Origin of the sequence: Halomonas sp. 3D7M, assembly GCF_014897885.1 — a bacterium.
In the GTDB taxonomy this organism is placed as follows: domain Bacteria; phylum Pseudomonadota; class Gammaproteobacteria; order Pseudomonadales; family Halomonadaceae; genus Vreelandella.
This window is the reverse complement of sequence record NZ_JABUZF010000131.1, coordinates 33,472-49,386: the sequence shown is the minus strand read 5'-3', so window position 1 is coordinate 49,386 and position 15,915 is coordinate 33,472. Positions and strand designations below refer to the sequence as shown.

The window sequence follows — 15,915 nt, the reverse complement described above, 5'->3', positions numbered from 1 at the left end:
TGTTGGGCATGGCACTGTCTGGGTGAATGGCGATAATGGCTATATTGCCATGCAGGTCAGTGGGTTAGAAGTGCTTCCGGGGGCCGGTCTCACGGATTCAGGACATAGTTTGTCGGCAATTTGATGATTAGAAGAACCTATGCTTAATAAAGAAATGATTTCCATTTCTCGGCTGGTTAAACCACAGGTGGGGCGAAATGCGTTGCTTTGGTATTTACGGTAAAAGAGAACTAGTTTTGCCATTAAGTCCCGAGACATCCACAGCTCATCATTGAGTAACGCGTGGATACCTTTGCAAAATACCTCTAAGCTCTCATTACGATAAAATATTCCTTTTAACTGAGTACAAGCGAGAGCTTCCAGTGCATGATCCATATCGCGAATATTGAAGGCGGCGAGAGGGGTTTTTGCCAGCGTTTCTGGCAGCTTCTCTTGCCAGTCTGGCAATGCTTCTACACTGATATGATCACTGTCGATTAAGATGAGCAGCTGTTCGACAGGTGAAGACGGTATGGTGCTGTCTGGCGAGTAAATTCTAATTGAGCAATGAGTATGATCGAGCAAATAGTCTGCAAACAGCTGTGACTGCGGACTTTGTTCGGTAATGAGATACACCAAACCTATGGTCTTTTCCTGTGACATTGGGAAGCCCTCGTGGAAAGAAAGAGTGAGCAGGTGCTCTCAGAAGTGTTGCCTATAAGATACATTTCGTAAAGTTTTGTTATTAGGAATCTGGTGAAATCAATTTGAATATATATAGTATTTTTTAGAATAATTAGTTTAAGTGTATGTTTATAATGTTGTTTGTTATTAATATAAGCATTTTTTAAATTAGTTTTAACAATTACATTATGTAACAAACAGCCTGCTTTAGAAGAAATTTTGATATATGTAAACTCATTAACCTTCCTTTTGGAGATATCGTTATGGCATCGCCCAATACCTTAGTTTTAGCCAGTGGAAATGTAGGAAAACTAAAAGAATTCAATCAATTACTAGCACCTCTTGGGTTAGATGTTCGTCCGCAATCCGAATTTGGAGTGGGAGATGTGGAAGAAACAGGGCTTACTTTTGTAGAAAACGCACTTCTGAAAGCTCGTGAGGCAAGTAAAATCAGTGGGTTGCCTGCATTGGCAGACGACTCAGGTCTTGAGGTGGATGCACTTCACGGTGCGCCGGGTATCTATTCAGCGCGCTATGCCGGTGAGCCTAAAAGTGACGAGCGCAATAATGAGAAGTTATTAACGTCGCTCAGTCGCTATGCTGAAGGTCAGCGTAGTGGACGTTATTGGTGCGTATTGGTGTATTTGCGTCATGCAGAAGACCCTGTACCTGTGATTGTGCAACGCAGTTGGGAAGGTGAAATTCTGGCGCACCCGCGAGGTAATGGCGGTTTTGGTTATGACCCTCTGTTCTGGTTACCGGACCAAGGAATGAGTGTTGCCGAGTTATCCAGTGAAACCAAAAACCGACTGAGTCATCGTGGGCGAGCATTACAGGGCTTGGTTGAACTGTTGAAGGTGGCGCATGGCTGAGCTATTGCCTCCCTTATCCCTATACATCCATACGCCATGGTGCGTACGTAAGTGCCCGTACTGTGACTTTAATTCCCATGAGCCCAGTACTGACGAGCTGCCCGAAGCCGCTTATCTAACCGCCCTGCTCAATGATTTGGAGGGTGATTTATCATTAGCGAATGAAAGAGAGATTCAAACTATCTTTATTGGTGGTGGCACGCCAAGCCTGTTATCGCCAGCTTTTTACGATCGATTATTCAAAGAGATACGCCTTCGATTGCCGTTCTCTTCGACTATCGAAATTACCCTTGAAGCGAATCCTGGCACGACCGAACAGCAGCGTTTTATTGGTTATCGAGAAGCCGGGATCAATCGCTTGTCTTTGGGAGTTCAGAGCTTTCGCCCTGAACAGCTTAGCGCGTTGGGGCGTATTCATAGCGGCCAAGAAGCGGTCAATGCTGTTCGCCAAGCGCGTGAGGCTGGGTTTGATAATCTCAATATAGATTTAATGCATGGGCTACCCAAACAAACCCCGGCTCAAGCGATGGAGGATATTGATCAAGCATTGGCTCTGGAGCCAGAGCATCTCTCCTGGTATCAGTTAACGCTTGAACCGAATACGGCGTTTTTCTCTCATCCGCCGGTGTTACCAGAAGAAGAGGCTCTCTGGGACATTCAAGAAGCTGGCCATCAACGCCTTGAGCAAGCCGGTTTGCGGCGCTATGAAATTTCTGCCTACGCGCGAGCGGGACTACAAAGCCGCCACAACATCAATTATTGGCAGTTTGGCGATTATTTGGGTATTGGGGCAGGAGCGCATGGAAAGCTGACGACGGTCGATAGTCAGGGGCAACGGCATATCGAAAGGCGCTGGAAAACACGTCAGCCAGAGACGTATTTACGTCGTGCAAATGATCCGCGTGGCTTTGTGGCTGGTAAGCAGCTGATAGCAACGCAGGAGCTACCCCTTGAGTTTGCGATGAATGCGTTACGCTTAACCGATGGGGTCGCAATGGATGTCTGGACGGCTTACACAGGACAGCCCTCAGCCGTGTTACTTTCACGGTTACAAAGCGCGTATGAAAAAGGACTTTTAATGGAAATGCCCGAAAAGCTGCGTGCATCGCCTCAAGGTCTATTATTCTTGAATGAATTGCTGACATTAATAAGCGATGAGTGATCAGCGATATATAAAGCAATTACCCTGAAGATTATCAAGGAGTGAGTGATGCGTATTTCTCGACTACTGACCCCGCTGGCGGCAGCCATTTTGTTAGCTGGTTGTGCTACCTCGGACCCTTATGGCGGTCAGACGCAGCGCTCTAGCACTGCGATGGGATCTGGCATTGGCGCGGCTATTGGTGCTGCTGCCGGTGCGCTGTCTGGCGATGGCAGCACTAGCCGTCGTGATCGCGCATTGATTGGTGCAGCGGTAGGTGCTGCAGCGGGTGCCGGTATAGGCGTTTACATGGATCGTCAGGAGCAACAGCTGCGCCAAAATCTCCAGGGCTCGCGTATTGAGATTGATCGTCGCGGTGACGATATTGTGCTTAATATGCCCAGCGGCGTTACGTTTGGTTTCGACTCTGCTGAGCTTACCAGCGAGGCGCGTAACTCTCTTAATCAAGTAGCGAATGTACTGACCCAGTACCAGGATACCCGCGTCAACATTGCTGGCCACACTGATAGCACCGGAGATGCAAACTATAACCAGCGTCTGTCTGAACGCCGTGCCCAGTCTGTGGGTAATTACCTTAGCCAAAATGGCGTATCCTCTGCTCGATTAAACACCATGGGATACGGGGCCAATCAGCCTGTTGCTAGCAATAATTCTGAACAAGGCCGGGCGCAAAACCGCCGTGTTGAAATCACCTTGACTCCCACGGGAAATGGCCAGGGTTAACGCTAACGATTGATAAGCTAACCTCGGCATTGCCGATAAACGCCCGCTATGCTCACATAGCGGGCTTTTTTCGATTCTCTGTTAGCGAGCGACTATGCTGTCTTACCAACACGCTTACCATGCCGGTAACTTTGCCGATGTGCAGAAACATTTAACGCTTTACGCGGTGGTTGATTATTTATTACGTAAAAAAACAGCCATTACATATATAGATACTCATGCGGGACGAGGCCTCTATCCACTTAACACCAAAGAGACTCAGCGGCTTCAAGAATACCGTGAGGGCATTTGGCCGCTGTGGAAAGCGAGCGAGCAGCTAAGCGACCCTTTACTAAATAGTTGGCTAACCACGCTGGCAACTGCCCAGCCCCATGCATCTGAGCTTACCCATTATCCTGGCTCACCTTGGTGGCTTTCTCAGCCGCTTCGTGAGCAAGATCGCCTGACGTTATTTGAGCTTCATCCAGGTGAGCATGAGCACTTAAGCAGCCAATCGCTTTCCCCGCAGGCGCAGCGAATTTATGGGGATGGCCTGGCAGGCTTGAGTGAGCTGGTACCGGTTGCAACGCCGCGTTTGTGCGTATTGATTGACCCTAGCTACGAACGTAAAGCGGAATATCTAGAGGTGGTTGATGCGGTGACTTATAGCTTGGCAAAAGCGCGACATGCAGTGCTCCTGGTGTGGTATCCATTGCTACCAGCAGGCAACCATCTCTCGCTGCTAAACGGTTTGAGGGAGAGTGGCATCCGTAAAATTTGGCGCAGCGAGCTTCAACGCCATACGCCAAACGAGCAAAGTCATGGCATGTACGGTAGTGGAATGCTAGTGATTAACCCGCCCTGGGGATTAGATGAGCGTCTAGCGGCGGCGATGGCACACATTACGCCGCTGCTAGGCTCGGAAAGTGACTATCGGTCAGAGTGGCTGGTAGGCGAATAGCTTGGTCTGTTAGTGACCAAAGCAGATGATTACTTCCCGATACAAAAACTGCCAAAGATTTCGCCGAGCAGGTCGTCAGCGCTGAATTCACCGGTAATTTCGCCTAACGCCTGCTGAGCATCGCGCAAGTCTTCGGCCAGCAATTCCCCGGCTCCGTAGCCATCTAGTTGGGCGCGTCCAGTTTCCAGCGCAATCATGGCGCGATCTAGGGCGTCTAAATGGCGGCGGCGGGCTGAGAATCGCCCTTCGGTCGTCGCAGAAAACCCCATGATGTCCTTTAGATGGGTTTTTAAGTTATCCACACCCATGCCAGTTTTCGCGGATAGTCTGATCGTCGGTGGGGTTGTGGATAAATCAATGCCCGCTGGTTCGGCGCTGGTATCAATTTTATTTCGCACCAGTGTCAGGCGTGTTTGATCAGGGAGCCTGGCGACAAATTCCGGCCAAATAGTCATAGGATCGGTCGCATCAGTCGTGGAGGCATCTACCAATAGCAGCACGCGGTCGGCTTTTTCGATCTCTTCCCAAGCACGGGCAACGCCGATTTTCTCTACGGCATCGGGGGTGTCGCGCAGCCCTGCGGTGTCGATAATATGCAGTGGCATGCCATCAATGTGAATATATTCCCTCAGCACGTCACGGGTGGTGCCGGCAATATCCGTGACAATGGCGGTATCTTGTTCGGTCAGTGCGTTGAGCAAGCTAGACTTACCGGCATTAGGTCGTCCAGCAATCACCACGCTCATTCCTTCGCGTAACAGTGCCCCTTGGCCTGCGGCTTTGCGAACCGCCGTCAGCGCTTGCTGAACGCTGTCTAAACGGTTGGCGACGTGGCCATCGGCTAAAAAGTCGATTTCCTCCTCAGGGAAATCAATCGCCGCTTCGACGTATACCCGTAACTCAATGAGTCGCTCCACTAACGCCGAGATACGCTGGGAAAACTCGCCCTGTAGCGAACGTACGGCATTTTCGGCAGCGGAACGGGAAGTGGCGTCTATCAGGTCGGCAATGGCTTCGGCTTGGGCTAAATCCAACTTGTCGTTTAGAAAGGCACGCTCTGAAAACTCACCCGGGCGTGCTAGGCGTGCGCCAAGCTGTAGGCAGCGTTCAAGCAGCATATCCATAATGATTGGCCCGCCATGTCCTTGCAGTTCAAGCACGTCCTCGCCCGTAAATGAGTGGGGTCCGTTGAACAGCAGGGCAATGCCTTCATCAATAACGCTTTCAGCGGCATAAAACGGGCCGTAGTGAGCGTAACGAGGGGAAGGGCAGTGGCCAAGTACAGCGGCAGCGATATCGTGGCAGGCAGGGCCTGAGACGCGAATAATGCCAACACCGCCGCAGCCAGGAGGAGTTGCCAGAGCGGTAATGGTGTCTTGGGTGTAAAGTCGATCGGCCATGGCGCTTCTCGTTGGTGTATGGCGAAGATTGTCGCGTTGTTCATCCTAAAACGCCAGACCCCCGCTAGGGCGGGGGTCTGGAGGTAGGAGAAGGGAGCGTGCTACTTGGTTCGCAACCCTTTGCCGACGTTTGGATCATTCTCAATATTACGCGTAATGAGGTACTGCTGCGCCACCGAGATGATGTTGTTGACGACCCAGTAGATAACCAGACCTGCTGGGAACCACAGGAAGAAGAAGGTGAAGATAATCGGTAGCATCTTCATAATCTTCGCCTGCATGGGATCGGGCGGTGTCGGGTTCAGCATTTGCTGAACAAACATCGAGATACCCATCAAAATCGGCAAGATAAAGTACGGATCTTTCACCGACAGATCTTGAATCCAGAACATGAACGGCGCATGGCGCAGCTCAACAGACTCAAGCAGCATCCAATACAGCGCGATAAAGACCGGCATTTGCACCAGAATTGGTAAGCAGCCGCCCAGAGGATTGATCTTTTCCTTCTGGTAGAACTTCATCATCTCTTGAGACATTTTCTGGCGATCATCGCCATACATCTCTTTGAGACGCTGCATTTCCGGGCCAAGCTTACGCATACGCGCCATTGACTTGTAGGCTTTGGCGGATAGCGGGAACAGCACCAGTTTCACGAGTACGGTCAGCAGTACAATTGACCAGCCCCAGTTGCCAACGATGTCGTGGATCTTATCCAGTAACCAGAACAGCGGGTTAGCGATAAACCACAGCCAACCGTAATCTACGGTTAGGCGTAGGTTGGGAGCGACTTGTTCAAGATAGTCTTGAACCTTGGGCCCCATGTACAGCGTTGCGCTTAGCATTGCCTCGCCGTCAGCGGCCACACTGCTCGTGGGGCCAGCAAACGCTACGACATTACGATCCCGTGAATCGGTAGTGACATAGTAGAGGTTTTGCTGATTTTGCGCCGGTGCCCAGGCAGATACGAAGTAGTGTTGGATCATCGCAATCCAGCCACCTTGCGCCTCACGATTTTCAAAGTTATGGCTTTGAATATCGTCGAAGTCGATTTTTTCGTACCGCGCGTCAGGGGTAGAGTAGGCTGCACCAAGATACGATTTCATACCCATAGAGACGCCACTTGAGGGGTCAGGGCTATTATCGCGCGCCAGTTGACCGATAAAGCGTGCGCTAATCGGTGATTCGGTGTTGTTGGCTAAATAGTAACTAACGTTGACCGCGTAGTCGCCGCGCTTAAACGTCAATCGCTTAATAACCTCAACGCCGTTAACTTCCGCTGTTAAATCAACACTTAACTGCTCTTCATCGTTCCCTAAGCGGTACTCGGTACGCTCGGGCGTGAAGGCAATGCGGCTAGCCTGGCCGTCCAGTTGAAGACCGGAACGGGCGACGTAGCTACGCGTTGAGTTATCAGAAAGCAACACGTAGTTACGATCTGAATCCTGCGTTAGCTTATGCTGCGGTAGAGCGGCGTACACGATATCGCCACCATGTGGGTCAATACGTACGTCGAGAACGTCGGTAGTGACAGCAATAAAGTCTCGACTAGACGAGTTACTTTCTGCTTCCCCAGGCATGCCTTCACTAATGGCATTTTGGGGAGCCGACGAACTAGGAACCGATAAATCATCACTGCCAACATTATTGGCGGATGAGCCGTTGCTGTTTTGGGTAATTTCAGGCGTCGAATCGACGCTTATTTGCCCATAATCCTGATTCCACTGTACAACCAATAGGTAGGCAAGTACTGCCAGTGGAATCAGTAATAAAAGTCGTTTTACGTCCATGAGGGTTCTGCCCGATGGGTGGTGAACATGCTAATGGCGCAGTGTCATTTACTCGACCCATGACACACGAAAGCCTGCCAGGCGGCAGGCCGAGGTCGAGCGGCGAGGTGTGCGTCAAGCGTCACGTGTTACGCCATTAGGCGGGAGTGGTACAGACACCGCCTGTGCGTCACGCTGAAGTCGTTTCCACATGCCATTTAGCTGGCGATTCAGCGTCTCGTTATCAATATCTTGAACACCACGCTTTGCCAGTATCACGATATCCACAGAGGGTAAGTGATCTTGGCGGAGGCGAACAGATTCTCTCACGAGTCGCTTAAAGCGGTTGCGATCAACAGCGAGCTTCACATTCTTTTTGCTGACCACCAGTCCAATGCGGGGATGTCCCCGGGTACTCAAACGCGCTAGCGCCATCATACCTTTGCCATGAACCTTCAGGTCTGCCTGTTCAAACACGTGACTAAAATCCCCGGCGTTTAGCAAACGTAAGCACCGGGGAAAGCCTTGATGCGGCACACGCAATCCGAGATCAGGCGCTCAGACGCTTGCGGCCTTTGGCGCGGCGGCGTGCGATAACGGCACGGCCGTTTTTGGTTGCCATACGAGCACGGAAGCCATGCGCGCGCTTGCGCTTGAGAACGCTGGGTTGAAAAGTGCGTTTCATAACTCGTTATTCCCACGTGGTTTAGGACGGAAAGTGAATTCCAAAAGACCCGGTCCAGTGAGGAACTAGCCGGGGAGTTTCAATTCAAGACCGGAAATTGTAGAGACTTCCCGCGTCAGGTGCAATTTTTCCTTGCATAAAAAGCGTTAAAAAGGCAATGGAGGCTCTTCGTACATCACCATCGTGGCTTCTTGCCATGACACTACTATTACTAATGAAGTTATTTAAAACCTACTGTTATTAATAGTGGGGATACTAATTGTGGATAAGCTATTTTAGCTCATTTTTATCAACATCTTAAAAACATAAAAAATCTGTGCATAACCTTCGGATAAGCCTTAAATAAACTGTTAATTAGGTGTGTTCAACAGGTTATAGAAACCATCAAAACAGCTTTTTCCTTGATCCATTACCAGCTTTTCCCTATGCCTCATGAATAGTTGTCCACAGGGCAAAAAGAGGCGTTAGTGCGTGTGGATAACCGTCTCGTTGGGCGCTACAATGGTCGGCCGTTTTCAACCGATGGTGAGATGAGTGTCACTCGCGCTTTGGCAACAGTGCCTGGACTACCTGCAGGACGAACTGAATTCACAGCAGTTCAATACCTGGATACGTCCGCTGCAGGCAGAAGAAGGAGAGACCAATGAGCTGCGCTTGTTGGCGCCGAATCGCTTTGTGCGCGACTGGGTGAGTGATAAGTATTCAAAGCGTATCAGCGAGCTGATGCGAGAACTTGCGCCATCCAAGCCTCCCAAAGTCAGTTTGACGGTAGGTAGCCGCCGTGTGGCTGCACCTGCCCCGCAGCCAAGAGATTTGGGTAATCCGGTCTCAGCATCTCCCTCAAGGCAAGCATCGCCTGCGGTTCATACGCCGCCAAGGGGAGACCTTGCTGATGAGCGAGAAATTGATCAACTGCGGGAAGAGTCACCGAATCGGCGAGGAAATGAGCGCCAGGTACAGGTTGAAGGCAGCCTAAAACATGGTAGTGGTCTTAATCCTAATTTTACCTTCGATACCTTTGTCGAAGGTAAATCGAACCAGCTCGCTCGTGCGGCATCTCGTCAGGTTTCTGAAAATCCTGGCGGCGCCTATAACCCGCTGTTTTTATACGGTGGCGTTGGTTTAGGTAAAACACACTTGATGCACGCTGTCGGTAACGCCCTGGCTGGCCGCCGTGAAAATGCCCGTGTGGTGTATCTGCACTCTGAACGCTTTGTCGCGGATATGGTGAAAGCACTGCAGTTAAATGCGATTAACGACTTCAAGCGCTTTTATCGCAGCGTTGATGCGCTACTTATTGATGATATTCAGTTTTTTGCTGGAAAAGAGCGTTCCCAGGAAGAGTTCTTCCATACCTTTAATGCATTATTAGAGGGTGGGCAGCAAATGATACTTACCTCTGACCGCTATCCAAAAGAGATTAGTGGTGTGGAGGAGCGTCTGAAATCGCGCTTTGGCTGGGGCCTGACAGTGGCTATTGAGCCGCCAGAGCTTGAAACCCGCGTAGCGATTTTAATGAAAAAAGCAGATCAGGCGAAAGTTGATCTCCCGCACGACGCTGCCTTCTTTATTGCTCAGAAGATTCGCTCAAACGTCCGCGAGCTTGAAGGTGCGCTGAAAAAGGTGATTGCAGATTCGCATTTCATGGGGAAAACCATTACCCAGGACTTTATTCGCGAATCGCTTAAAGACCTGTTAGCGCTTCAAGATAAGCAGGTAGGCGTTGATAATATTCAGCGAACGGTTGCTGAATATTACAAAATTAAAGTTGCCGATCTGCTTTCTAAACGCCGCTCTCGTTCCGTCGCACGGCCGAGGCAAGTTGCTATGGCGTTAGCTAAAGAGCTGACAAATCACAGCTTGCCGGAAATAGGCGATGCCTTTGGTGGCCGTGATCACACGACCGTGTTGCACGCTTGCCGCAAGGTAAAAGCGCTGCAAGAGGAAAATGCGGATATTCGTGAAGATTACAAGAATCTTCTTCGCCTGCTAACTAGTTAACCGTTATCGTTTGGGCCTGCACTGCGGGCCTTTCAGGATAGAAACCGGAGTACCGATGAAATTTACTATTTCCCGAGAGGCGCTGCTTCGCCCGCTGACTCTGGTGGCGGGCGTAGTCGAACGGCGCCAAACGCTACCAGTACTTTCTAATGTACTGATCCAAGTAGAAGGGGATCAGGTAGCATTAACCGGTACCGACCTAGAAGTAGAGCTAGTAGGCCGTACCGTGGCGAGCCAAGTTGATCAAGAGGGTGCTGCCACGGTTCCTGCTCGTAAGCTGATGGATATCTGTAAATCGTTGCCTGATCAATCTGAGATTCAGCTGGCGGTAGAAGAGGGGCGTGCTGTACTGCGCAGTGGTCGTTCGCGCTTTACGCTTTCGACGCTGCCCGTTGCAGAGTTTCCAAATATTGAAGATGCTGATGGTAGTCAAGAGCTTAGTGTGCCCAGGGGGACATTGAAGCACCTGATTGAGTCAACGTCATTTGCAATGGCCCAGCAGGATGTACGCTATTATCTGAACGGCATGCTGCTCGAAATTCAAAGTAATTTGTTGCGCACCGTTGCCACTGATGGGCACCGCTTAGCTATGTGCTCACGGCCTATCGATATTGTGGTTGACCAAGCGCAAAAGCTAATCGTACCGCGGAAAGGTATCTTAGAGCTTTCTCGCTTGTTGGACGATAGTGATGAACCGGTAAGCCTTACCCTGGGTTCAACCCATGTTCGCGCTCATACAGGCGACTTTACGTTTACCTCTAAGCTGATTGACGGCAAATTCCCTGACTACGAGCGTGTAGTGCCGCGCAATGGCGATAAAGTACTAATCGCTGAGCGTGCTGAATTGCGTCAGGTGCTTTCACGTACTGCTATTCTCTCGAATGAGAAATATCGTGGTGTGCGGCTGTACCTTGAGGAAAACAATCTTAAAGTAATGGCCAATAACCCTGAACAGGAAGAAGCCGAAGAGAATGTGGCCGTTGAGTATAATGGCGGAGCCATGGAAGTTGGTTTTAACGTAGGTTACTTAGTCGACGTGCTTTCGGTACTGGATGAGGATCGAGTGCAGATGACGCTGGCAGACCCTAACAGCAGTGCGCTGTTAGAAGAACCTGGCGGCGGTGATGCGCTTTATGTTGTTATGCCGATGCGGCTATAGCCGCAATAGCTGGCTAAAGAGGGCGGCGCTTCTGATGGCAGAAGCGCCGTTTTCGCGTTTTAAAGGATGGCAGGTTTTATGGTCTTATTTACTGGCAGTCGTTAATGAGTGTGTCTCGGTTAAATCTTCAGGGGCTGCGTAATTTAGCGCCAGTTGAGATGTGCCCGGCATCCCGTATTAATGTGATATACGGCGTTAACGGCAGTGGTAAAACTAGCCTGCTGGAAGGTATTCATATCTTAGGAATGGGTCGCTCTTTCCGGACTCGCCAGCTTAAACATGCTATACAGTCTGAGGCGCCCTATATGACGCTCTACGGGCGTTTAGCGGGGGACCCTGAGGTTACGCTTGGTGTGAGGAGAATGCGCGCACAGCGCGAGCTAGAGTTGCGTTTGCGTGGAGAGAAAGGTATCCGCTTGGCCGAATTGGTTGAAGCTATGCCGTTGCAGCTAATAAATCCAGATGCCTTTCGCCTTCTCGAAGGATCGCCCGCAGGTCGCAGAGAGTTTTTGGATTGGGGAGTGTTTCACGTGAAACACTCTTTTCTCGACGCATGGAAGCGAACGCGCCGCGCGGTGAAACATCGGAATGCGCTCCTTAGGCGTGGTAGAATAGTCCCAAGCGAAATAGCGGTATGGGAGTATGAGTTAGCTACCTGGGGGGAGCAGATGGATGCACTCAGGCAAGCATGGTTCAACGAGTTCTTGCCGGTATTCGATGAAACCTTAAAGGAGCTGATTTCTCTACCCGATTTAACGCTGCGTTATGTAAGAGGCTGGGATAAGCAGCGCGCCCTTGCGGACGTTTTGCAGGATAGTCGTCACGCGGATCAGCAAATGGGCTTTACCCAGCAGGGGCCGCAGCGAGCAGACTTGCGAATCAGATTAAACAAGCAGCCTGCTGTCGAAGTCCTTTCCAGAGGCCAGCAAAAGCTGGTGGTTAGTGCATTAAAGCTTGCCCAGGGGCGGCTTCTGGAAAGTACCACACAACGACACTGCATCTACTTAATCGACGATTTACCAGCGGAGCTAGATAGTACGCACCGAGATCGGTTTTGCAATTTGCTTGAAAAGATGCAGTGTCAGGCATTTATTACAAGCGTCGAACCCTCCGCGCTTCGTGGTATATGGGAGCCCTCAACAGATGTCGGGATGTTTCACGTGAAACACTCCAGTCAAGGGTTAAGCCAATTACTGCCGGACGGGTAGGCGACACGGAACGAGACAGACTTCACGACGGAGTGGTCAATGAGCGAGCAGGCTTACGATTCATCAAGCATTAAGGTGCTCAAAGGGCTAGACGCAGTACGCAAGCGCCCAGGCATGTATATCGGCGATACCGACGACGGCACCGGGTTGCACCACATGGTTTTCGAGCTGGTGGATAACTCCATCGATGAAGCTCTGGCAGGTCACTGTAGTGAAATTCGTGTGGTTATCCACCCGGATGAATCAATAACGGTGAGTGATAATGGCCGTGGTGTTCCCACCGAGATACATGAAGGCGAAGGCGTCTCAGCCGCAGAAGTTATCATGACAGTGCTGCACGCTGGCGGTAAGTTCGATGATAATTCATATAAAGTATCAGGCGGTCTACACGGTGTAGGGGTGTCGGTTGTTAACGCGCTTTCGGAAGAATTGCGGCTAACCATCTGGCGTCAAGGGGAAGTGTTTGAGCAGGTCTATCACCACGGTGTACCTCAAGCGCCTCTAGGTGTTGTCGGTAAAACGGAAAAAAGTGGCACTCGTGTACATTTTCGCCCGTCACCGAATACCTTTGCGAATATCGAATTTCACTACGATATTCTCGCCAAGCGCCTACGTGAACTTTCATTTTTGAACTCAGGCGTTGCTATCCGTTTAATGGATGAGCGCAGCGGCAAAGAGGAACTGTTTCATTATGAAGGTGGCTTGAAAGCATTTGTTGACCACCTGAATAAAAATAAAACAGTTCTGAACCCTGTCTTCCATTTCAATGCAGTGCGAGAAGATGGCGTTGAAGTAGAAGTGGCGATGCAGTGGAGCGAGGCCTTCACTGAAAACATTTTTTGCTACACCAATAATATTCCTCAGCGAGATGGTGGAACTCACTTAGCGGGTTTTCGTGCCGCGCTTACGCGAACGCTTAACCACTATATCGAAGCTCAGGGGCTACTGAAAAAATCCAAGGTCAATACGTCGGGCGACGATGCTCGTGAAGGCTTGACCGCGATTATCTCGGTTAAAGTTCCCGACCCTAAATTCTCGTCTCAAACCAAAGACAAGCTGGTTTCCAGTGAGGTTAAAACGGCGGTTGAGCAAGAAATGGGGCGGCTATTTGCTGACTATCTGATCGAAAAGCCTAACGAAGCTAAATCGATCGTTAACAAGATGCTAGACGCTGCACGGGCGCGGGAAGCCGCTCGTAAAGCACGGGATATGACTCGCCGTAAGGGTGCGCTCGATATCGCTGGGCTACCTGGAAAGCTTGCAGACTGCCAAGAGAAAGACCCAAGCCAATCAGAACTTTATCTGGTGGAGGGCGACTCGGCTGGTGGCAGTGCTAAGCAGGGGCGTGACCGCCGTACCCAAGCAATTTTGCCGCTGAAAGGCAAGATACTAAACGTCGAAAAAGCGCGCTTCGATAAGATGCTGTCTTCAGCAGAAGTCGGCACGCTGATTACAGCGTTAGGCTGTGGCATTGGTCGCGAAGAGTTTAATCCCGATAAGCTACGTTACCATTCGGTCATTATTATGACGGATGCTGACGTTGACGGTTCGCACATTCGCACGTTGCTGCTAACGTTCTTTTTCCGTCAGATGCCTGAATTGATTGAGCGTGGTCACATCTTTATTGCTCAGCCTCCTCTTTATAAAATTAAGCGGGGTAAGCAAGAGCTCTACCTGAAAGATGAACAGGCAATGACTGACTACCTGACTACCACAGCACTAGATGGGGCAGGGTTATATGTCAATGCTGATGCGCCTGGCATTACTGGTTCGCAACTAGAAGCACTGGTTACTCAGTACCGAAATGTGATGAAGCGGATTGATCGCCTTGCGCGGGTATATCCTATCGCAGTGCTCAAGCAGGCTGTGCATACAACGGCGCTTCAAGGCGAAGTCAGTCTTAAAGACCGTGTCACCATGGAAAATTGGATTGCTGAGCTACAGAAAGCAATGGATGACATGGTGGCCTATGAAGGTGGACCGCGTTACCAGTTCTATCTGCAGGAAGATAGCGAGCGCGGTTTGCACTTGCCAGCGGTGTCTTTGATTGCCCACGGCGTTACAACTGAGTATGTGTGGGGACTGGACTTCTTTGAGAGCACTGATTATCGGGCCATTACGGGCCTTGGTGAGACGTTAAATGGGTTGCTTGAAGAGGGAGCTTACATTGCCCGTGGCGAGCGTCAGAAGCCTGTTACGCATTTCTCCGAAGTGCTGGCTTGGTTGATGCAAGAGGGGCAGCGTGGGCTCTCTTTTCAGCGCTATAAAGGTCTGGGGGAAATGAACCCCGATCAGCTGTGGGAAACCACCATGGATCCCGACAGCCGTCGTATGCTGCGAGTAACCATTGAAGATGCGGTTGCTGCCGATATGATGTTCAACACCTTAATGGGGGATGAAGTTGAGCCTCGCCGTGATTTTATCGAGACGAATGCGCTAGTTGCTAATCTCGATGTCTGATGTGTTTATCAGCGTGTGTTTCACGTGAAACAGTGCGATAGGCACTAATAAACGCAGTCAGATGAAAACTAAAACGCCGCGCCTAATTAAATGGGAGCGGCGTTTTTTTGCGTGGCTAGAGTAGAGAGGGGGAGGGGACGGAAGGAAGAAACGCCATTACTGCTGTTGGCATAGCCAATCTGCAAATGCAGCTAGATCTGGATAAACAAGCGTATTTTCAAGATTAGTATGACTGGCTAGCGTTTTCTCCCCTTTACCTGTTCTGACCAGCACTGAACGACATCCCACTGCTTCACCCGCTTTGAGGTCTCGTAGGCTATCGCCGACCATCCAACTACCGGTGAGGCTCTTCATTGCTAATTGCTGCTGAATTTGCAAAAGCAATCCTGGCAAGGGTTTTCGACAAGCGCATTGATCACCGGGGCCGTGAGGGCAGTAAGCAATATGGGCAATACGTCCACCTTTCGCTTCAACCAGCGCCGTTAAGCGCTCATGCATTGAATGGAGCGTTGCCTCATCATAATAGCCCCGTGCAATACCCGACTGATTGGTCGCTATTGCCACGGTATATCCTGCCTGAGTTAGCTGTGCAATCGCATCGATCGCTGAAGGGTAGGGCACCCATTCGTCAAGTGACTTAATATAAGCATCAGAGTCGTGATTAATGACGCCATCACGATCAAGTATCACCAGTTGGTTAGCCGAGATCATAGAGTTCCTTATTCGCACATTACTGTTTTCTACTAGAGTAATGGACACTTAGTCATTGGGCGGGTGTTTCACGTGAAACACTTAGTCGGCCGTAACCCTGAGTTTAGTCTGAGGGGAAGAGGCGAGACAAATGTGATGAGCGAAAAAAGCCCGGCTTAATAGAAG

Annotated in this window: 14 protein-coding genes; 8 read left to right on the top strand and 6 right to left on the bottom strand. The window is 50.3% G+C overall.

The features are described 5' to 3' along the window. Positions 1-39 precede the first annotated feature (39 nt). Positions 40-642, bottom strand: a complete 603-nt coding sequence (locus INT22_RS06285) for a DNA-binding response regulator (protein WP_226912447.1) — start codon at positions 640-642, stop codon at positions 40-42. Between the two features lie 284 nt (positions 643-926). Here INT22_RS06285 and rdgB point away from each other — a divergent pair, with 284 nt between their 5' ends. The 4 genes from rdgB to INT22_RS06265 all read left to right on the top strand — a co-directional run bounded on the left by rdgB (position 927) and on the right by INT22_RS06265 (position 4,360). Then, positions 927-1,535: an RdgB/HAM1 family non-canonical purine NTP pyrophosphatase gene (gene rdgB, locus INT22_RS06280; RefSeq protein WP_038479919.1), complete on the top strand. Its 609-nt coding sequence runs from the start codon at positions 927-929 to the stop codon at positions 1,533-1,535. Continuing rightward, positions 1,528-2,697, top strand: coding sequence for a radical SAM family heme chaperone HemW (gene hemW, locus INT22_RS06275; RefSeq protein WP_193067899.1), 1,170 nt, complete (start codon positions 1,528-1,530; stop codon positions 2,695-2,697). The genes rdgB and hemW overlap by 8 nt, the downstream gene beginning before the upstream one ends. Positions 2,698-2,745: 48 nt before the next feature. Then, positions 2,746-3,420: an OmpA family protein gene (locus tag INT22_RS06270; RefSeq protein ID WP_089040124.1), complete on the top strand. Its 675-nt coding sequence runs from the start codon at positions 2,746-2,748 to the stop codon at positions 3,418-3,420. A gap of 94 nt (positions 3,421-3,514) precedes the next feature. Then, the gene (locus INT22_RS06265; RefSeq protein ID WP_193067898.1) at positions 3,515-4,360 is read left to right on the top strand and encodes a 23S rRNA (adenine(2030)-N(6))-methyltransferase RlmJ; all 846 of its coding nucleotides are present in this window, start codon (positions 3,515-3,517) and stop codon (positions 4,358-4,360) included. A 29-nt stretch (positions 4,361-4,389) separates the two neighbouring features. Here INT22_RS06265 and mnmE read toward each other — a convergent pair whose 3' ends face one another. The 4 genes from mnmE to rpmH form a co-directional block, all read right to left on the bottom strand. Next, positions 4,390-5,760: a tRNA uridine-5-carboxymethylaminomethyl(34) synthesis GTPase MnmE gene (gene mnmE, locus INT22_RS06260; RefSeq protein WP_193067897.1), complete on the bottom strand. Its 1,371-nt coding sequence runs from the start codon at positions 5,758-5,760 to the stop codon at positions 4,390-4,392. Between the two features lie 101 nt (positions 5,761-5,861). Further along, positions 5,862-7,547, bottom strand: a complete 1,686-nt coding sequence (gene yidC / locus INT22_RS06255; protein ID WP_193067896.1) for a membrane protein insertase YidC — start codon at positions 7,545-7,547, stop codon at positions 5,862-5,864. A 114-nt stretch (positions 7,548-7,661) separates the two neighbouring features. After that, a complete protein-coding gene (rnpA, locus tag INT22_RS06250) occupies positions 7,662-8,063 on the bottom strand; it encodes a ribonuclease P protein component (protein WP_084183640.1) in 402 nt (133 codons plus the stop codon). Between the two features lie 13 nt (positions 8,064-8,076). Continuing rightward, positions 8,077-8,211 carry a 50S ribosomal protein L34 gene (gene rpmH, locus INT22_RS06245; RefSeq protein WP_009723348.1) on the bottom strand — a complete coding sequence of 45 codons (135 nt, stop codon included), beginning with the start codon at positions 8,209-8,211 and terminating at the stop codon, positions 8,077-8,079. Positions 8,212-8,745: 534 nt separating this feature from the next. On the opposite strand from rpmH, the gene dnaA reads away from it, so the two are divergent. The 4 genes from dnaA to gyrB all read left to right on the top strand — a co-directional run bounded on the left by dnaA (position 8,746) and on the right by gyrB (position 15,039). Next, entirely contained in the window at positions 8,746-10,212 is a 1,467-nt protein-coding gene (dnaA, locus tag INT22_RS06240; RefSeq protein ID WP_038479938.1) for a chromosomal replication initiator protein DnaA, read from the top strand. A 55-nt stretch (positions 10,213-10,267) separates the two neighbouring features. Then, positions 10,268-11,371, top strand: coding sequence for a DNA polymerase III subunit beta (dnaN, locus tag INT22_RS06235; RefSeq protein WP_009723350.1), 1,104 nt, complete (start codon positions 10,268-10,270; stop codon positions 11,369-11,371). 104 nt (positions 11,372-11,475) lie between these two features. After that, complete coding sequence (gene recF / locus INT22_RS06230; RefSeq protein WP_193067895.1) at positions 11,476-12,579, top strand: DNA replication/repair protein RecF; 1,104 nt, start codon at positions 11,476-11,478, stop codon at positions 12,577-12,579. 39 nt (positions 12,580-12,618) lie between these two features. Beyond that, the gene (gyrB, locus tag INT22_RS06225) at positions 12,619-15,039 is read left to right on the top strand and encodes a DNA topoisomerase (ATP-hydrolyzing) subunit B (protein WP_193067894.1); all 2,421 of its coding nucleotides are present in this window, start codon (positions 12,619-12,621) and stop codon (positions 15,037-15,039) included. A 156-nt stretch (positions 15,040-15,195) separates the two neighbouring features. Here the strand turns inward: gyrB and gmhB are convergent, their stop codons facing one another. Then, the gene (gene gmhB, locus INT22_RS06220) at positions 15,196-15,750 is read right to left on the bottom strand and encodes a D-glycero-beta-D-manno-heptose 1,7-bisphosphate 7-phosphatase (RefSeq protein ID WP_193067893.1); all 555 of its coding nucleotides are present in this window, start codon (positions 15,748-15,750) and stop codon (positions 15,196-15,198) included. Positions 15,751-15,915 lie beyond the last annotated feature (165 nt).